Source organism: Flagellimonas yonaguniensis, from assembly GCF_029193885.1.
Lineage (GTDB): Bacteria > Bacteroidota > Bacteroidia > Flavobacteriales > Flavobacteriaceae > Flagellimonas > Flagellimonas yonaguniensis.
Map to the genome: position 1 here is coordinate 1 of NZ_JARFVB010000008.1, position 17976 is coordinate 17976.

The 17976-nt window shown below is 42.0% G+C and carries 17 protein-coding genes; 6 read left to right on the forward strand and 11 right to left on the reverse strand.

The annotated features are described in order from the left end of the window. Positions 1–148 precede the first annotated feature (148 nt). Both PY092_RS12965 and PY092_RS12970 read right to left on the reverse strand, forming a co-directional pair. Positions 149–1663 carry a carboxypeptidase-like regulatory domain-containing protein gene (locus PY092_RS12965; protein ID WP_275616225.1) on the reverse strand — a complete coding sequence of 505 codons (1515 nt, stop codon included), beginning with the start codon at positions 1661–1663 and terminating at the stop codon, positions 149–151. Between the two features lie 427 nt (positions 1664–2090). Continuing rightward, positions 2091–2516, reverse strand: a complete 426-nt coding sequence (locus tag PY092_RS12970) for a hypothetical protein (protein ID WP_275616226.1) — start codon at positions 2514–2516, stop codon at positions 2091–2093. A 93-nt stretch (positions 2517–2609) separates the two neighbouring features. On the opposite strand from PY092_RS12970, the gene argS reads away from it, so the two are divergent. After that, positions 2610–4388, forward strand: a complete 1779-nt coding sequence (gene argS / locus PY092_RS12975) for an arginine--tRNA ligase (RefSeq protein WP_275616227.1) — start codon at positions 2610–2612, stop codon at positions 4386–4388. A gap of 59 nt (positions 4389–4447) precedes the next feature. On the opposite strand, the gene PY092_RS12980 is transcribed toward argS, so the two are convergent. From PY092_RS12980 to PY092_RS12995, 4 genes are all read right to left on the reverse strand, one after another. Further along, the gene (locus tag PY092_RS12980; protein WP_275616228.1) at positions 4448–4816 is read right to left on the reverse strand and encodes an endonuclease domain-containing protein; all 369 of its coding nucleotides are present in this window, start codon (positions 4814–4816) and stop codon (positions 4448–4450) included. Between the two features lie 91 nt (positions 4817–4907). After that, the gene (locus PY092_RS12985; protein WP_275616229.1) at positions 4908–7475 is read right to left on the reverse strand and encodes a TonB-dependent receptor; all 2568 of its coding nucleotides are present in this window, start codon (positions 7473–7475) and stop codon (positions 4908–4910) included. Then, positions 7453–8367, reverse strand: coding sequence for a FecR family protein (locus PY092_RS12990; RefSeq protein WP_275616230.1), 915 nt, complete (start codon positions 8365–8367; stop codon positions 7453–7455). Before PY092_RS12990 ends, PY092_RS12985 begins: the two co-directional genes overlap by 23 nt. A gap of 74 nt (positions 8368–8441) precedes the next feature. Further along, positions 8442–8942 carry an RNA polymerase sigma factor gene (locus tag PY092_RS12995; RefSeq protein WP_275616231.1) on the reverse strand — a complete coding sequence of 167 codons (501 nt, stop codon included), beginning with the start codon at positions 8940–8942 and terminating at the stop codon, positions 8442–8444. A 112-nt stretch (positions 8943–9054) separates the two neighbouring features. Between PY092_RS12995 and PY092_RS13000 the strand changes: the two genes are divergently transcribed. From PY092_RS13000 to folD, 3 genes are all read left to right on the forward strand, one after another. Next, positions 9055–10815 carry a hypothetical protein gene (locus PY092_RS13000; protein ID WP_275616232.1) on the forward strand — a complete coding sequence of 587 codons (1761 nt, stop codon included), beginning with the start codon at positions 9055–9057 and terminating at the stop codon, positions 10813–10815. Between the two features lie 105 nt (positions 10816–10920). Next, on the forward strand, positions 10921–12249 hold the full coding sequence (ffh, locus tag PY092_RS13005) for a signal recognition particle protein (protein ID WP_275616233.1): 1329 nt from the start codon (positions 10921–10923) through the stop codon (positions 12247–12249). A 31-nt stretch (positions 12250–12280) separates the two neighbouring features. Continuing rightward, positions 12281–13159: a bifunctional methylenetetrahydrofolate dehydrogenase/methenyltetrahydrofolate cyclohydrolase FolD gene (folD, locus tag PY092_RS13010; RefSeq protein WP_275616234.1), complete on the forward strand. Its 879-nt coding sequence runs from the start codon at positions 12281–12283 to the stop codon at positions 13157–13159. A gap of 4 nt (positions 13160–13163) precedes the next feature. On the opposite strand, the gene PY092_RS13015 is transcribed toward folD, so the two are convergent. Beyond that, entirely contained in the window at positions 13164–13319 is a 156-nt protein-coding gene (locus PY092_RS13015; RefSeq protein WP_275616235.1) for a hypothetical protein, read from the reverse strand. A 120-nt stretch (positions 13320–13439) separates the two neighbouring features. Between PY092_RS13015 and PY092_RS13020 the strand changes: the two genes are divergently transcribed. Further along, positions 13440–14066 (forward strand): DUF2306 domain-containing protein, encoded by a 627-nt coding sequence (locus PY092_RS13020; RefSeq protein ID WP_275616236.1) that lies wholly within the window; start codon positions 13440–13442, stop codon positions 14064–14066. Position 14067: 1 nt separating this feature from the next. On the opposite strand, the gene PY092_RS13025 is transcribed toward PY092_RS13020, so the two are convergent. Beyond that, the gene (locus PY092_RS13025; protein WP_275616237.1) at positions 14068–14490 is read right to left on the reverse strand and encodes a VOC family protein; all 423 of its coding nucleotides are present in this window, start codon (positions 14488–14490) and stop codon (positions 14068–14070) included. Between the two features lie 33 nt (positions 14491–14523). After that, positions 14524–15363 carry an alpha/beta hydrolase gene (locus tag PY092_RS13030; protein WP_275616238.1) on the reverse strand — a complete coding sequence of 280 codons (840 nt, stop codon included), beginning with the start codon at positions 15361–15363 and terminating at the stop codon, positions 14524–14526. A gap of 97 nt (positions 15364–15460) precedes the next feature. Between PY092_RS13030 and PY092_RS13035 the strand changes: the two genes are divergently transcribed. Next, a complete protein-coding gene (locus tag PY092_RS13035; protein ID WP_275616239.1) occupies positions 15461–15883 on the forward strand; it encodes a winged helix-turn-helix transcriptional regulator in 423 nt (140 codons plus the stop codon). 11 nt (positions 15884–15894) lie between these two features. Here the strand turns inward: PY092_RS13035 and PY092_RS13040 are convergent, their stop codons facing one another. Then, complete coding sequence (locus PY092_RS13040; RefSeq protein WP_275616240.1) at positions 15895–16443, reverse strand: hypothetical protein; 549 nt, start codon at positions 16441–16443, stop codon at positions 15895–15897. Positions 16444–16450: 7 nt separating this feature from the next. Beyond that, positions 16451–17962 (reverse strand): helicase HerA-like domain-containing protein, encoded by a 1512-nt coding sequence (locus tag PY092_RS13045; protein WP_275616241.1) that lies wholly within the window; start codon positions 17960–17962, stop codon positions 16451–16453. Between the last annotated feature and the right edge of the window lie 14 nt (positions 17963–17976).

A 17976-nucleotide genomic window follows, 5' to 3' on the forward strand; every position in this document is an offset into this window, starting at 1 on the left:
GATTATTACAACCATGAAAGAAGACACCAGTCCATCGACTATGAAAGACCTATCGATCTATTTAAGAGAGCGGCTTGAATTATATTAGTTTTGTAGAGAAACTGTCCTAAAGATCGGGGTATCTACACTCTTAACTCAAAACTCATAACTAATCTTCCTCTTCGGCTGTAAACCCACGAATGGCCTGGTTGGGCTCCATTATGGTATAGCCTTTCCAAAATTCGGGATCATAGCGTGGCATATAGGTGGCCTGTACCGTTTTATCTTCTTCAAACGACTTGAACTCGTTTTCGGCAATATTGTCTTGGTTGAACACCACCAATTCCCATTTATTGGTCATGTTCATCTGAAAGTCAATATTCAGCTTCAATTCGTTCTGTTTGCGACGACCTTTAACGTGTTTGTTCTTTTCCACCACTTTTAAGGGTCTGTCCACCCCAAAGAATTTGCCATCGGCCAATTCCATGAACTGGAGATCGTATTTGCCATTGGGCAGTTTGGCAAACCGCATGGTGCCTTTGTACACCGTTTCGCGATAGGTAATGCCCAACAATCTAAAGTTGCGCAGACGTTGGGTATTGGTAAAATCCAGCCGCATCACGGCAAAGTCCTCAATGTTGATGTAGAGACGACCCTTAAAATCGGCACTGCTGCGCTTGGGCCAAAAGTCCACTACATACACTCCTGCATCGCCAATATCGGCATAGCCGGCCAGTTGAAATTCGTAACGGCGTGTTTTATCTACAAAGTCCAGTTTTGTATCCTCCTTATAATACAATTGGCTCAGCATTTCCTTAAACTGCCAGCGTTGGCTATCCGTCAAGCCTGAAATGCTGTCTTTTTTTACCTGTGCCTTTAATTTTTTGGCTTGCTCCATCCGTTCATCGTCCATGGTGTCCAGAATGGAATCCACTTGTATTTTTTCACTGAAAATCCCTGATTTTATCTTTAGATAAGAACCTGGTTTAACATTCTGAGTGAAAATATCCTCCATGTGTTCCGCCAATTCTTCAAAGGAACCCACGTCCCGTTTATCGTACAGGTCGGCCGCTTTTATAATGTTGAGCTTGTAATCGGTGTTGTTTTTATAGAAGTCGCCAAAACTTTCGGTATAGTGTGATGCATTTTTAGGGATAGATCGGGCAATGCTGTCCATCAACTCTTTGTTCAATTCTTTGATGGATGATTTTTCAAACCCAAAATCCACTTTGTGTATATTGGCCAGTTCTGATTTTCGAAGGAAAAAGCGTTGTTTTATGGGGCCCTTATTCACATTCTGAGGTATATGTTCTATCATTTTATCGATGATGTCATCCACCTCGAGTTCCTTGTCGAACACATAAACCCCACTCAATTCAATGGCCTTGGCATTCAAAGCAACCAAACTGTCCTGCATCTGCTCCAAAGTGAAGCCTTTCTTCCCATAGCCCATGGAAGTAACGTAGATGGAATCGGGTAGCGCAGTGCCTTCTTCCAGTACAAAGCTGAAGCGTCCTTCTTCATTGGAAATCACACCTTTATGTTCCCCATATTGAATAGTGGCGTAGGGAATTCCTTTTTGGGTTTTTGCATCCACCAAACGCGAATTAATGGTCTGGGCGGCCATCGGAAACGCCATCAAAAGCGAAAAATAAGCAAGAAATAAAGTCTGTTTTACGGACATAATCACATCTATGGTTTCATTAATAAGACGCCTTTGGGGGAGTAAAGGTTGTCTGCTGTTTAGACGAACTTGGGGTAATTTTGTGACAAAGTGCAAAGAAATACGCAATCCCCGATGGGGCTTAATAGTATTTTAACAGCGTGGGAGTTAGAACAAAAGAATTTGACACGAATTCCACAAATAATCCTGAATACTCTTTTTTTGTCATTCTGAGCGGAGCGAATAATCTTTCGCTCTTGAGCATGAAACTTGTACTTGATTGAGCTTGAAAAAAGAGATTCTTCAGTCACTACGCTTCTTCAGAATGACAGTGCTCTTGTGCCTGCAAAAAAGATTTTCCAATCGACGCATTGTGTCTCATTTCGAAATGGCTTTTTACCTTCTTTATCCATAAGCGGATTCCTTGTCGGGCATGAATCAAACAAATTCATAAATCTTCCAGATTGGTGGGCAGGTTGTCTGCACGGTGGTCCATCAATTTACGGAAGAATCGTTGAATCGCCTTGGTGTCCGAGCGTACTTTTATAAAGTAATGGTCCATATAAATGGAGTAAATGCCAATGTCTCCCTTGTACACATTCAATTTGTAGTAGGGGATGATGAGCCCATAGGTCTCCAAACGGGAACGGAATCTCACGATAATGCCATTGGGACGGATTTCAATATTGCAGGTGTTCAGGTTGTTGTCCAGGACCAGGAGGTTGTAAATATCCAGACTGGCCTCAGTAATATGCAGTTTTGGGGAACCGATTCCATCCATGGCAAAACGCTCTTTGATAGGAAAGGGTTTGCCCAAGGCATCGTCAATTTTTTTTGATATGTCCTTATCGGAGTAGGAGACGTTCAATAGCATATTTAAAATTAATCAAATTACGGTGGACCATTTGGACAAGGTGAGGGATAAGCCCAAAAATTGCGTAGTTTTGCGCCCTGAAAAGCCTTTTAGATGAGTTTGCAGAACGATTTGACCCAAAAAGTGATCGAGGCGGTAAAACAACTGTACGAAGTTGACCTGCCCACGGTGGAATTTCAACCTACCCGAAAGGATTTTGAGGGTGATATTACCGTAGTGGTTTTCCCTATGTTGCGCCAAATCAAAGGGAACCCGGTTCAGATTGGGACCAAAATCGGGGAATATCTGGTGGAACATGTGGAAGATGTATCCAAATGCAATGTAGTGCAAGGCTTTTTGAACATTGTTATTGCCGATAGCTACTACCTTGATTTCTTCAACAGCATTTTAGATGATACGGATTTCGGTTATGTAAAATCCCAGTCGGATGATGCGGTAATGGTGGAATATTCATCGCCCAATACCAACAAACCCTTGCACTTGGGGCATATCCGAAACAATCTTTTGGGGTATTCCGTGGCGGAGATTTTGAAGGCTTCGGGGAAAAAGGTGTACAAAACCCAGATCATTAATGATCGGGGAATCCATATCTGCAAAAGTATGTTGGCCTGGCAGAAGTTCGGTAAAGGCGAAACCCCGGAATCTTCTGGTTTGAAGGGAGACCACTTGGTGGGTAAATATTATGTGGCTTTTGATAAAGCATACAAAGAGCAGATTGCCGAATTGGTCGAGGCAGGCACACCTAAAGAAAGAGCGGAAAAAGAGGCGCCAATTTTATTGGAGGCCCAAGGAATGCTTCGTAAATGGGAAGCTGGTGATGATGAAGTTGTGTCGCTTTGGAAAAAAATGAACGGTTGGGTGTACTATGGTTTTGATACCACCTATAAGAATTTGGGTGTTGATTTTGATACCCTATACTATGAAAGTGATACCTATTTGTTGGGCCGTGATGTGGTAAAGGATGGATTGGAACGTGGTGTTTTCTTTAAAAAAGAAGATGGTAGTGTTTGGATAGACCTAACCGAGGATGGATTGGATGAAAAAATCGTATTGCGCTCCGATGGAACAGCAGTGTACATGACACAGGATATCGGAACGGCCATTCAACGGGTAACCGATTATCCCGATATTAATGGAATGGTCTATACGGTGGGCAACGAGCAGGATTATCACTTTAAGGTATTGTTCCTTATCCTGAAAAAGTTAGGCTATTCTTGGGCGGAGCAGTTGTACCATTTGAGTTATGGAATGGTAGATCTGCCCAGTGGTAAAATGAAGAGTAGGGAAGGTACCGTAGTGGATGCTGATGACCTCATTAAAAATATGGAGGATACTGCTGAATCCATTTCCCAAGAATTGGGCAAGTTGGACGGTTATTCCGAAGAGGAGAAAAAGAAATTGTACCGAACCATAGGTTTGGGTGCCCTTAAATATTACATTTTAAAAGTGGACCCGAAGAAGCGTATTCTATTTAACCCTGAAGAGTCTGTGGATTTCCAAGGAAACACGGGGCCTTTTATTCAATATACGTACGCTAGGATACAATCCATTTTAAGGAAGGCTGACAATGTCAGGTCGAGCGCAGTCGAGACCTCTCTGGACTTGCACGAAAAGGAGAAAGAGTTGTTGAAGCAGATTCAATTGTTTCCAGAAACGATTCAGTTGGCCGCAGAAAACTTTAGCCCGGCACTGATTGCGAATTATACCTACGATTTGGTAAAGGAGTTCAATTCTTTCTATCAACAAGTGTCTATTTTGGGTGAAACTGATGAGCAAAAGAAAAACTTTAGGGTACAGTTGTCCCAAAAAGTGGGCGAGGTGATTCAGGCAGCGTTCCGTTTGTTGGGTATTGATGTTCCGGAAAGGATGTAAAAACCCTCTGTATTCTGACCTTTGGTCAAAATACATCTCCCTTTTAAAAAGGGAGAAGCCTATGGGGTATGTTTAAAATGTTCAGTAATTTCCGATAATACGGTTTCCAAGTTTTCAAATACCATTTTATTCTCAAACCGTATTACGGTATAACCTAGTTCGTTTATGACTTTGGTGCGTTTTGCATCGTATTCTCGGGCTTTGGCTGTATTGTGTACGGCTCCGTCTAATTCTATCACTAATTTTTCTGAAGCACAGTAGAAATCCACAATGTAGTTTTTGATGCTATGCTGACGGTTGAAACGTCTACCCTTTAGTTTTTTAGCTTTTAGGTGTCTCCATAAAAAGGCTTCAGCTGGAGTTAGGTTCTTTCGTAACTTTTTTCTGAAATTTTCTAATTCTTTGCGGTTGTGGATTCTTTTCTTCATCAATCTCTAATTAAAAAGCTCCCCTCTTGGAAAAAGAGGGGTGATTCAGACTAGCTGAATCGGGGAGATTGATTCAATAAATCTACAAAATTTAAAAACTCACTCTAAAACTCACATTCGGGGTAATACCGAGTGAGATGTTTTCAACGGTTTCAATTTCATCATCCTCGTTGACACGGTAATATTTGTTGAGGGTGTTTTTTCTGTTTGTGAAATTAAGAATGGAAAGTCCAGCATTTGCCCTAATACGTCTGCTCAATTGAAAATTGTAAATAGCAGAGGCATCAGCCCTGAAATATTCGGGCAATCTACTACTGTTCGGGGATTGATAATTGATTCTGGGTGGATAATAACCTTGGTCCAACCCTTCGTCTCCCTCAACAGGCTCTGTAAATGGCTTGCCGGTCCTGTAGTTTAAACCAATACTCAATTTCAGGTCTTTGTAGGTATATGTACTGGCAAAGGTAACCGTGTGCCTGATGTCCAGATTGTTGGGGAAGGATTGTGGAACAATCGAATCAAATGTAAACTCATTTTTATTGTACGCATAGCTCAGCCAAGTGCTGTAATTGTCTCCTTTTTTATTGATGAGCAATTCAATCCCTTGAACATCGTAACTGCCTATTTCGCCTGAAAACTGATGTGGGTTTTGGAATCCTTGGGTGCTTGTGCTTATGCCGTCCACATTTTTATAGAACCCCTCGACACCCACGTAAAAATTATTTTTCTCGTAATTGATGCCAACCGAGCCTTGTTTGCTCTTGGTCACTGGGAGCGTATTGTCGTTGGAAAGAATCCATCTGCGTTTTTCTATGCCCAAAAAGTTTTGCTCCAAATCTATGATTTGGTTGGTAGTCTGGCTTTTGAATTCGCCCAAGACTTCGGCTCTTAGATAATTGGCCAATTTAAAGTTAAGGTTGACCCTGGGTTCGATCAACAATTTCTTGAAGGTGTCCAGATTTTCCACAAAGTTGAAACGTGCACCGATTTTTCCGATGAATTTGTTCCCGGGCGAATTGTAATTGATTTGGGAATAAGGTGCATGGGTTCGGATAACGCCTTTGATCTCACTGTTGAAATCGGGTTCGTTGATTACAGTGGCATTGGCAATTCCTGTTTCAATATATTGATACCCATTGTTCCAACTGAATTCATCCGTTAGGATATAATTTGTGTCGAATTTGAGTGCATTTTCCGTTACTTGATTGTTCTGGAACAACTGCTGCACCTGATTGGCGAAAATGTTTTGCGCATCCAAATTGTATCTGGAGTAATACACGTTGAGATACGTGGAAAACCTATCCGTCCAATTGCTCTGTAATTGACCTCCGACGGAAATATTGTCCTGTTTCAATAAACTGACGTTGGTTTCATTTGCGGAGACATTGGTCTCTTCAAATTTTAGATTGTTTTTGATGTGGATCGCACTCAGTCGTATTTTATGGCCATCGTTGAGGTCGTAAAGGATTTTTCCGGAAAAGTCATAAAAGAAAAAGTCTTCATCCCTGATGAATTCATCGTCAACCGTATTGTTGTTCTGAAGTGTAATCTCACTATCCTGGAATGCCCTGTTGATGAATTGTTTGTAGGTGGGTGTTCTCAAAAAATCGGTAGCAGAGCGTCTTGCCGAAAATTGAATCCCAAGGTTGTTGGTTACGGGTACTTCGGCATAAAGGTCTCCACTGATCAGATTGAAACCTCCACCGCCTTTAAAAGACTCGGTAATGGTATTGCCCGTTTCCATTTGTATGACACTGCTCACACCATCCCCGAAATTTGCTGGAGTCCCGTTTTTGTAAACGGTTACTTTATCGGTTTGATAAGGGTTGAAAGCGGAGATCAGCCCAAAAAAATGACCAGATTGATACATTTTAATGCCATTCCACAGCATGAGGTTCTGGTCGTTGGTCCCCCCACGGACATTGATGTCCGATACGGTTTCGTCAATACTTTTGATGCCTGGTAAGGCCTGGACCGTTTGCAGAATGTCGGGTTCAATCAATCCTGGAAGAATTCCGAACTCGGCGGTGTTCAATGTGATGCTTGCATCTGTTTCCTTGATAATCCCTGAGGTAAGGTATTTGTATACGAATACTTCATCCAACTGCTCATAATAAGTGGCCAGTAGTATTTTGGGGCATCCATTTTGCTGCAATAAGCTTTCAACTTTCACATATTTGGTGACAAAACCCAAATATCTAATCTGTAAGGATGCGTCACGGGGAATGTTTTCCAGGGAGAATGCACCGTTCTTGTCTGTGATCTTTGCGGTATCGGTACCCAAAACCTCCACTGTGGCCCCCATTACAGTGTTGTCCGCAAAATTGTCCAATACTATTCCGCAGATGTTCACTCGATTGTTTTTGGAAAGGGTGTAGTAGCGTTCATTGAGTTTTTCTATTTCAATACGAAACGTATCCTTGATATAGCGTAGAATTTCTTCTATGGAATTGAGGTTTTCGGGAACAACAATCGTAAGTCCATCCAAATCCTCATCGATATATGAAAACTTGATGTCGTAATGGGTCTCCAATGATTTTAAGTAGGAAACAAGGTCAATGGAAGACTGTTGCTTTTCCTGTGCATTGACACTGCATAGCAGAAAAAACATAAAACCGAGGACAAGGCCTAAATGTTTATTGTTGTGTGTTCCCAGCATAAAAAAGTACGTTGTCTCCGTCTATTGTAAAACGTGTTTTGGAGGGGGTACTTATACTTTTTAACGACATATTCAGGTCTGTGTTGTTAAAAGACCCTGTAAATAAGAGGTTTGTATCAATATTTTTTGTTGACACTTTAATGTTGAACTGTCTTTCCAGTTCGGATAAAACATACTTTAAAGGAATGCTTTCAAAACTACTTTCGTTGTTCATCCAAGATGGCAAGGTGCCATTTGGTTTTCTAGCACTGACAATTTTACCATTGATGACCAAAAAAGAATTCCCTGCGGGCAGTTTTATTTCCTCGTTATTATGGGTAACGCTTACCAAACCTTCATAGCAGGTCACTTCAAAAAAACCTTTTCTGTTTTCCACATTGAATTGTGTTCCCAAGACGGCAACCGTTCCGTGGTCTGTGGAGACCGTGAATTTTTTTCCTTTGGCGACCTTAAAGAAAGCCTCACCTTTTAAATCAACGTTTCTTTTGTGGTCCCAGTTCTTTTTGCTGTAAGCTATTTGTGAATCGGCATTCAAGAAGATTTCGGAATCATCTGGGAGAACCACTTCGGAACGTTCGGCAAATTCTGTTGCAACTTTATCATTCAAAGTGCTAACATAAAAATAAGTCCCTGTAAGAAGTACGGCGATAACGGCAGCGACCCTAAGGAATTTCTTGAACGGGTTCAAGGAAATCACTTTTGGTGCATTGGCAATATGCTCATCTTTCAAGCGTTTCAAGGCTTTTTCCGTATCAAAATCGGGAGCCATTAACTTGCTTGAAATCTCCTTGAGCTTTTGGTATGAGGGAAACGCTTCGGAATTTTCAAACTCTCGAAGCTCCTCATCGGAAAGCTCTCCGCTCAGCCATTTTGCCAAATGATTTTCTTGCATGGGTTCTGCTTTATATTATACTAACAATTGCTTATCGATTTACCCTACCGTAAAATCAAAATAAATTTTTAATTCTATATTCCATCAATACGCTCCCGCAAACTCTTGAGTGCCAAATGCATTCTCTTTTCTATCGCTTTTACGCTTACCCCTTCCATTTCGGCAATCTCCGCATACTTTTTACCATCGATTCTATTGAGCAAAAAAGTGGTCCTTTGGTTTTCGGGAAGGGCGTTCAGGGCATTGTCCAGTTTTTCCTTGTACTCTTTTTCCTCCATTAAAAACTCAGGGGACTCGTTGGTTCGGTCCATTACATGGCGGTCAGCATGTTTTAGCCTGACTTTTTCGGCCTTTATTACATTTAAGTATAGGTTGTTGGCCACCGTATAAACGTAGGATTTAGCTTTTTCAGGGCTTACTGTCGCACAGTTCTGCCAGAGCTTCACAAATGCTTCCTGCACGGCATCATGAGCTTTTTCCTCATTTCCGAATTTGTAGAAAATGTAATTGAAGACCGTTTTGGAATGGGTCTTGAAAACTTTGCTGAAAACATGGTCTTCACATACGTTGCTCATGAAAGAATTTGTTTTGTCGATTCAAATATATTTGAAAAAAAATTAGAAAAAGTAGGGTTTTTTTTTTGAGTGTTGTTTTAAGATTGAATTATAACCCCAAAATTCAAACGTTATGAAAAAGTTGATTAACAACATGTTGCGTGCAGCACTTGTTGTATTTGCCCTCAGTCTGTCCTCCTGTCAAGAAGAATACGAAGAAATCGGAGGAGGCAGCGAGGAACAAACCATAACAGCCAATTCCATAACAGCTGTTTTAATAGAAAAAACGTCCTCTCACGATGGTTCTTATGACAATATCGTGGATGGTGCCAGTTGTTTTGCAGTGCAATTCCCTTATACTGTCAATGTAAATGGAGTGGAGATCAATATTGACTCCGAAAATGATTTAGAACTTATTGAAGAAATTTTTGATGAATTTGATGACGATGATGATACCCTCGATATCATTTTCCCGATTACAATCACACTTTCCGATTTTAATGAGATAGCCATCGAAAATAAAGACGAGCTTGCGGTATTGGCCCGCGAATGTCTTGAAGGTGGAGATGATGACGATATTGAGTGCATTGATTTTGTTTACCCCATAACGCTTTTCACTTTTGGTGTGGATAACCAACAATCCGGTCAAGTTGTGGTAGAGAATGATCAAGGGATGAGAAGGTTTTTTGGTGAACTTGAAGATAATGACCTCATAAGCATCCAGTTTCCTATCAGTCTAAAAAAGTTTGATGGTACTCAAGTAACGGTCCAGGACAATGCAGAACTTGCTGCCACTTTGGAAATGGCAAAAAACGAATGTGATGAGGATGATGATAACGATTACAATGATGATGACTTCACTTTGGAGGAACTCGATGACCTGTTATTGGAATGCCCTTTGGAGGTTAGGCAGGTAATCCGCGAAGAGGTGGACAATACCGACCAATATTTTGAACAATTGATGACATTTGCCGAAGACGGAACAGTGGTCGTTTCCAATTATTCAGGAGCATCCATGAATGGTACATGGAATACAAGTATGACCGATAACGGAGTCCTTTTGAGCCTTAATGTAGAAAATTCCGCAGATTTCTCTTTGGATTGGTATGTCTATGAACTGGATGATGATTTGATCAAGTTCTACAAAGACAATGGCAACAAAATCATACTCAAGGAGCGTTGCGATATAGGTTCAGGGTTTGATAATGACACATTTTTGTCCATCCTTAATGAGTGTGAATGGGTCATCAAGAAAGTGAAGAATCAAGGTGATGAAATTGATAGGCTATTAGGGTATAAATTCCAATTTGCAGCTGGCGGTACCGTAACCTTGAGCAATGGAACGAACATTATGGAAGGTAATTGGGAAACCGGTCTCAACAGCCAATATCAACTTTCCCTTATGATTACGATCGGTAACGAACCCGGGGTTAGTTTTGAATGGCCCATAAGGGAAATGTTGGAAACCCGTTTGAGGTTCGAAATCGATGAGACCGACCATGAAATGATTCTTTTGCGTGTCTGTGATGACAGTGCTGGAGATGGTGATGTCGCAGAAATCAGGAACATTGCCATGGGCGGAGTTTGGAACGTTGCCTTGTACAAAGAGGGAGAAACGGATTTGACCACTTCTTACACTGGAATGAATTTCGATTTTGGAACCATGAATCAAGTGGAAGTATCAGTGAATGCAGACCCCATTGCCAATGGTCTTTGGAGAGTGCTAAGGGATTCCGAGGAAGGCTTGAAGTTCTACATCAATTTTGATACCGATGATGACCTTGCCGAACTGACCGAGGATTGGAAGGTGGTTTCCATCACTTCCACCCGAATTGAACTTTCAAATGATAGCGATGACGACTCCACGAATACCCTGGTATTCGAGAAACCGTAAAGATTTTCCCCAATCTTTTTTCAAAAGAAGGACGGCCCTCCCCAAAGCCGTCCTTTTTCTTTTATATTATTCTTAAATTTGTCCCTCCTTTAAAACAAAGAACACATGTTCGATAATTTAAGTGAAAAATTAGATAAGGCATTCCACGTCCTCAAAGGACATGGGCAGATTACGGAAATCAATGTAGCAGAGACCCTTAAGGAAGTTCGAAGAGCTTTGTTGGATGCCGATGTTAACTTTAAAATAGCCAAGGAATTTACCAATACGGTAAAGGAAAAAGCACTGGGCCAAAACGTGTTGACCACCCTCCAGCCAGGTCAACTCATGATCAAGTTGGTAAAGGATGAACTTACCCAACTTATGGGTGGGGATACCGAGGGAATTGACCTGACTGGTAATCCGTCGGTAATTTTGATGTCCGGTTTGCAAGGTTCTGGTAAAACTACCTTTTCCGGTAAACTTGCGAATTATCTCAAAAACAAAAAATCAAAGAAACCACTTTTGGTGGCTTGTGATGTGTACCGCCCGGCGGCGATAGATCAGTTGCACGTAGTAGGGGACCAAATAGGCGTGGAAGTATATTCCGATCGCGATAACAACGACCCTGTGGCCATTGCCAAGGCAGGTGTTGCCCATGCAAAAAGTGCAGGGTGCAACGTAGTGATCATCGATACCGCAGGTCGTTTGGCCGTGGACGAGCAGATGATGACGGAAATTTCCAACATCCATAAAGCCATAGCGCCACAGGAGACCCTATTTGTTGTGGATTCCATGACAGGTCAGGATGCCGTGAATACCGCTAAAGCCTTCAACGATGTCCTGAATTTTGACGGGGTTATTTTGACCAAGCTCGACGGTGATACCCGGGGTGGTGCCGCCATTTCCATTAAATCCGTGGTGGATAAGCCCATCAAGTTCATCGGTACCGGGGAAAAAATGGAAGCCATTGATGTCTTCCACCCATCCCGTATGGCCGATCGTATCCTCGGAATGGGGGATGTGGTGTCCTTGGTGGAACGTGCCCAAGAACAGTTCGATGAAGAACAGGCACGTAAGATTCAAAAGAAAATCGCCAAAAATAAGTTTGGGTTTGATGATTTCTTGAGCCAGATTCAGCAAATCAAGAAAATGGGGAACATGAAGGACCTCATGGGAATGATTCCTGGTGCGGGAAAAGCCTTGAAAGGATTGGATATTGATGATGATGCCTTTAAACACATTGAGGCAATCATCCATTCCATGACGCCCGAAGAACGATCTACACCAGCTATGTTAAACGCAAGCCGCAAAAAACGAATTGCCGCAGGTAGCGGAACTTCCATCCAAGAAGTGAACCAGTTGCTCAAGCAATTCAATCAAATGAGCAAAATGATGAAGATGATGCAAGGTGGTGGAGGCAAGAAGATGATGCAGATGATGCAGAACATGAGATAACCTTAGTTAGAAGTTAAAACCAACACAACCCATGGAAATCCTTGACGGAAAAAAAGTGTCGAACCAGATTAAAGAAGAAATCACCGTTGAGGTGGCCCAAATGAAAGAGCGGGGCGAAAAAGTCCCCCGTTTGGCAGCCGTTTTGGTAGGTAACGATGGCGCTAGTCTAACCTATGTGGGCAGCAAAGTGCGTTCTTGTAAAAAAATAGGATTTGAATCCACATTGATTCATCTTCCCGAAGAGACCACAGAAGAAGATTTGCTAAAGCAAGTACACCAATTGAACAACGACCCGGCCATTGACGGCTACATTGTTCAACTTCCTTTGCCCAAACATATTGATGAGGAAAAAGTGCTCATGGCCGTAGACCCCGATAAGGATGTGGACGGATTCCATCCGACCAATTTTGGGAAAATGGCCTTGGATATGGAAACCTTCATTTCAGCCACTCCATTCGGTATTATGGAATTACTGAAGAGATACAAGGTGGAAACCGAAGGAAAGCATACCGTAGTGATCGGAAGAAGCCATATCGTGGGAAGGCCCATAAGTATTTTAATGAGTCAAAAGGGGAGCCCTGGAAACTCGACCGTGACCTTGGCGCACAGTAGAACCAAAAACTTAAAAGATTTGACACTTCAAGCGGATATTGTGATTTCTGCTTTGGGAGTTCCAAAGTTTTTAAAGGCGGATATGGTCAAGGACGGGGTGGTCATTATTGATGTGGGGATTACCCGCGTACCTGATGAAACCAAAGAAAAAGGATATTACATCACGGGAGATGTGGATTTTGAGAATGTAAGCAAAAAAGCATCGTACATTACCCCTGTCCCCGGTGGAGTTGGGCCGATGACCATTGCCATGTTGCTCAAGAACACCTTGTTGGCACGAGAGCGTCATAACGCATAAAACCTTACTTGCTTTCTTGTTTTACTTCGGTTTTTAAGGCAGTCTGTTGCTCCTCATCCGGATTGATGTATTCAAACTCGGTTTCACTTTCATCATTGGTGCAACTGGATACGGCCATAGCGGAAAAAATAAGGGTGACCAGAAGTAAAATTGTCTTCATAACAGTAGGATTTGGGTAAGGCTTGGGGGCCTAATTTGTACACTTATAACGAATTACAGCTGATTTTCTTGTTTTTGTCATCAAAATATCGATAACTTACTTCCTGCTAAATCCAGCATTATGGCTCAAACGACAAGAAACAAAGTAGCTTGGGTGGTTTTCGTCTTTCTGGCCATTGGTATAGGTCTATATCCTTTGGTTTATTTGTTTGCTTCGGACGATTTTGGACTTTTGATGAATAAGCCCAATGAACTATTGGCGAGCGTACTTTGGAAAACGGCCTTTTACGGCCATATCAGTTTTGGAGGCTTGGCCTTGTTGGTCGGTTGGTCGCAGTTTGTGAAAAAATTGAGAACCAAGCGTCTGAAATTGCATAGAAACCTTGGGAAGGTATACGTAGTGTCCGCTTTGATAAGTGGATTGTGTGGTGTGTATCTAGGATTTTTTGCCACAGGAGGCTTGATTTCCTCTTTGGGGTTCATAAGTCTTGGGGTAATTTGGCTTTTCACGACCACAAGGGCATATATTGCCGTAAAAAATAAAGACCTTTCACTCCATCAGGGCATGATGATTTATAGTTATGCTGCTTGTTTTGCGGCAGTGACCTTGCGGATTTGGCTGCCCTTCCTGACCATTGTGTTCGGCGAGTTTTTGTTGGCCTACAAGATAGTTGCTTGGCTATGCTGGGTGCCCAATATGGTTTTTGCCCAAATCTGGGTAAAGAAAAAAGGCATCAATCTAGTTTGATTTATTTGGCGAACAGCTGTCCCATATCCTTGAAAGCCTTGAATTCCAATGCATTTCCCGCTGGGTCCAGAAAGAACATCGTGGCTTGTTCCCCAGGCTCTCCCTTGAAACGGATATAAGGCTCGATGACAAAATCAATTCCCTTTTCAATCAGTTCTTTGGAAAATGTTTGAAAGGTTTCCCATGGCAGAACCACACCATAATGGGGGACCGGTACATTTTTTCCATCAACTGGATTGGTATGGGTTTCCTCTTCGGATTTTGGCTTGTAGTGAATCACGAATTGATGTCCAAAAAAGTCGAAGTCAACCCATTGTTCGGCACTCCTTCCTTCTTTACAACCGAGCACATCCCGATAAAAGGCACGGCATTCATCTAAATTGTGTACGGGAACGGCAACATGGAAGGGGGGTATTTTTTGCATGGTCTATTTTTCCTGAAAAGTAGGACAACTTTATCAAGCTTCCAAAAATGATACGATTTGATCGTTTACATCATCTTGGTGCATGGAGTGTCCAAGCCCTTCGGTGCTTATAAGTTCGCTGTCTTTCCAGTTTTTATTGACCGCTACAGAAGCATGGTACGGTGTGATTTTATCATGCTTATCATGGAACAACAACCCTTTTTTACTGATGGATTGGGCAAACTTGGAGGTTGAGAATTCATCGATTTTGAATCCAAACCGGTCATGCACATACGCATCCAAATGCTTCATGACCCGATTATTGAACTTCAATAAATCTTGAAAGTGCTCCATGATCTCATAAAATTCGGATGGGGAACCAATGGTCACCATTTTATCAACTGTGTCATTCGGATTTTTGTATTGGTTGTAGAGGATGGTCATTCCACCGACCGAATGCCCGATAAGGTGTTTGGGATTGTACTTTTTTACCATATGGTTCACTGCCTCCTCATATAAAGGGACATACAAGTGCTTTCCTGAAGAATAGCCATGCGAAGGAGCATCGAAAGCGATAATGTTGAAATCGGCATCCCGAAGTTTTTTGATAAGATTGCGCCACCTAAAGGTGTTGCTTTCCCAACCATGGACAAGCAATACCGTTTCTTTGTTGCCCGGCCAGTGGTACGATTGTATTATATGTCCTGCAACTTCTTCCGTGGCAAGCTTAAAATCATCCAAATAGGCAGCTTGTTCAGGTTTGATTCTCCCTTTTCGCACTGTACAGAATACATGAAAGGCATCATTCGCCACTTTTTTAGGGGCAATGAGGCTGTAAGCATTGAAGTACTGCCCATAGGCCAATGGAATTATTTTGTTGAGTAATTTTTTCATGAGGTTACTTTTTGTAACTTACTCTTATTTTGATACTAAAAGTACATATTCATTTTAGAAAAGAAAAGAGGTGACAAATTGAAAACCAAGTATATAAATGGAAACTGTTACTGAAAATCAGAAAGTTAGAACGGTAAAAAAATTGGAAAAAATGTTTGGGCACATAGATTTCAAGAATCCGCCCGAGCTGTGTCCAGTTCGAGATGTAATGTCCGTGGCCTCCGATCAGTGGAGTACTTTGATTGTTCTTTGGCTGGGCTACTTTCCCGTACTGAGGTTCAATAAGCTCAAGAAATACGTTTATGGAATATCCAATAAAGTGCTGAGTCAGCGCTTGAAAGTACTTGAAGCTGATGGGTACATCGAACGAAAAGCCTATCCCGAAGTACCCATTCGGGTAGAGTATAGCCTTACGGATTTTGGACAGTCCTACGTGGAAAAACTGCTCGACTTAGCTGAATGGATGCACGACAACAGTCCCAAAGTGCTGGCCAATCGTGAAAAATACGGTTTGCTGTAATTCCAAAGGGATTATTCCCAGCCCAGCATCAAATATTTGATTTTGGCATCATCAGGAATTTGAACAGCTTCGATATCTGAAGTTGAAAACCGTAAATTTTCTGGGAGTTCTTCCTTATCAATCGTAAAATAAAGATTGCTTTGCTTGGGAAATATCACAATGCTGTTCAATGTGGTCACAATCTTTTTTATATCATATTTGCTCTGGATGTCCTTGAACGTACTTTGTAATCCAACACCTTTTTCAGAAACATAACGAGGATCCATAACCATTATGTTCTCTATGGTTGGGATACTGTCCGAGTTTGCTTTAAGTGATAGAAGGTGTTTGCCCCCTTTTTCATAAACCTCGATTTTTTTCGGGGAAATCCCTAAATTGATTTGAGCTTCATCCCCTACGACCGAATCGTTTGCAAAGGTGGATTCCAGTTCACTGACCTTAGTGGTTTGGGTCAATGGCCCAACACTGGTTTCGGTAATCAAAAATGTATTGTCTCTTTGGCAAGAATGAATCAATACCATCCCTAAAACCAGGATAATAACGCTGTTTGTCTTTTTCATATAAAAATTATCGAATCACTTTTTTTAATACGCCCAATACACCCCTTATGAATGTGGCACTGGTTAAAACCTTGACCACGGGGTTCATTCGGGTACTCCTTCGGCTCGATGACCGTCGGCTTGTTGATTTCTTTTCTTCTTTTTCTTTCTCGGCTTCTTTTTCGGCCTTTTCTATTTTTTCCGTTAGGATTTCGTAGGCGCTTTCGCGGTCTATTTCCTCATTGTATTTTTTGATCAATTTGGAATTGTCCAATACTTCCTTGATCTCGGAATCGCTCAAAATATCCATGCGGCTCATGGGGGCTCTCATCATGGTAGCGGCCAGTGGGGTCGGACGTCCTTTCTCATCCAATGCAGATACCAATGCTTCTCCTGTTCCCAACGAAGTCAACACCTCTGCTGTATCGTAATAGTCGGAAATGGGGTAGTTCTGTGCCGTTAATTTTATGGCTTTCCTGTCCTTGGCGGTAAAGGCACGGAGTGCATGTTGAATTTTCAACCCCAATTGAGCCAGTACATCATCGGGTACATCGGTCGGGTTCTGGGTCACAAAATAAAGCCCAATACCTTTGGAGCGTATCAGTTTTACAATACTTTCAATTTGATCTAAAAGTGCCTTGCTGGCATTGTCGAAAATCAGGTGTGCTTCATCAATGAACAATACCAATTCCGGGCGTTCGCTATCACCTTGTTCGGGGAAAGTGGAATAAATCTCCGCCAATAAACTCAACATAAATGTTGAGAACAGTTTTGGACGGTCTTGGATGTCCGTCAAGCGGATAATGTTCACATACCCACGTCCGTTTTCATCAATCCGAACCAAATCGTCCACATCAAAGGATTTTTCCCCAAAGAAGAGGTCGGCCCCTTGTTGTTCCAATTCGATTATTTTTCTCAAGATGGTTCCAGTGGAACTTGTGGAAATACGTCCGTATGCTTTTTGGAACTCTTCTTTTCCTTCACCAGTGGCATATTGCAGCACCTTTTTAAAATCATTCAGATCCAGCAATGGCAACTTATTGTCGTCGCAATATTTAAAAACTACCGCTACGATACCTTCTTGGGTAACACTCAGGTCCAGAATTCTGGATAACAAAACAGGACCAAACTCGGAGACAGTTGCCCGTAAACGAACACCGTTCTGTTCTGATAAGGACATAATTTCCACTGGAAATCCTTTGGCTTCAAATGGAAGCCCTATTTTTTCTTGACGTTCATCAATTTTTGGGTGTCCGGGACTGGGTTGGGCAATCCCGCTCAGATCTCCTTTAAGGTCCATGAGCAATACGGGAATTCCTTTATCGGATAAGTTTTCGGCCAATACCTGAAGGGTTTTGGTCTTGCCTGTACCCGTGGCACCAGCAATGAGCCCATGGCGGTTCATAGTTTTCAAGGGAACCTTTATGTAGGCGTTGGTCATGGTTTCGCCGTCCAGCATTCCAGCACCCACGGTAATATAATCGCCTTTCATCGTGTAGCCTTGCTCTATATGATCAAAGAATTTTTCTTTGTTGCCCATCTTGTTCAATTTGC

Coding starts and splice junctions, on each gene's coding strand:
- PY092_RS12965 (WP_275616225.1), bottom strand. CDS start 1,663: ATGTCCGTAAAACAGACTTTATTTCTTGCTTATTTTTCGCTTTTGATG.
- PY092_RS12970 (WP_275616226.1), bottom strand. CDS start 2,516: ATGCTATTGAACGTCTCCTACTCCGATAAGGACATATCAAAAAAAATT.
- argS (WP_275616227.1), top strand. CDS start 2,610: ATGAGTTTGCAGAACGATTTGACCCAAAAAGTGATCGAGGCGGTAAAA.
- PY092_RS12980 (WP_275616228.1), bottom strand. CDS start 4,816: ATGAAGAAAAGAATCCACAACCGCAAAGAATTAGAAAATTTCAGAAAA.
- PY092_RS12985 (WP_275616229.1), bottom strand. CDS start 7,475: ATGCTGGGAACACACAACAATAAACATTTAGGCCTTGTCCTCGGTTTT.
- PY092_RS12990 (WP_275616230.1), bottom strand. CDS start 8,367: ATGCAAGAAAATCATTTGGCAAAATGGCTGAGCGGAGAGCTTTCCGAT.
- PY092_RS12995 (WP_275616231.1), bottom strand. CDS start 8,942: ATGAGCAACGTATGTGAAGACCATGTTTTCAGCAAAGTTTTCAAGACC.
- PY092_RS13000 (WP_275616232.1), top strand. CDS start 9,055: ATGAAAAAGTTGATTAACAACATGTTGCGTGCAGCACTTGTTGTATTT.
- ffh (WP_275616233.1), top strand. CDS start 10,921: ATGTTCGATAATTTAAGTGAAAAATTAGATAAGGCATTCCACGTCCTC.
- folD (WP_275616234.1), top strand. CDS start 12,281: ATGGAAATCCTTGACGGAAAAAAAGTGTCGAACCAGATTAAAGAAGAA.
- PY092_RS13015 (WP_275616235.1), bottom strand. CDS start 13,319: ATGAAGACAATTTTACTTCTGGTCACCCTTATTTTTTCCGCTATGGCC.
- PY092_RS13020 (WP_275616236.1), top strand. CDS start 13,440: ATGGCTCAAACGACAAGAAACAAAGTAGCTTGGGTGGTTTTCGTCTTT.
- PY092_RS13025 (WP_275616237.1), bottom strand. CDS start 14,490: ATGCAAAAAATACCCCCCTTCCATGTTGCCGTTCCCGTACACAATTTA.
- PY092_RS13030 (WP_275616238.1), bottom strand. CDS start 15,363: ATGAAAAAATTACTCAACAAAATAATTCCATTGGCCTATGGGCAGTAC.
- PY092_RS13035 (WP_275616239.1), top strand. CDS start 15,461: ATGGAAACTGTTACTGAAAATCAGAAAGTTAGAACGGTAAAAAAATTG.
- PY092_RS13040 (WP_275616240.1), bottom strand. CDS start 16,443: ATGAAAAAGACAAACAGCGTTATTATCCTGGTTTTAGGGATGGTATTG.
- PY092_RS13045 (WP_275616241.1), bottom strand. CDS start 17,962: ATGGGCAACAAAGAAAAATTCTTTGATCATATAGAGCAAGGCTACACG.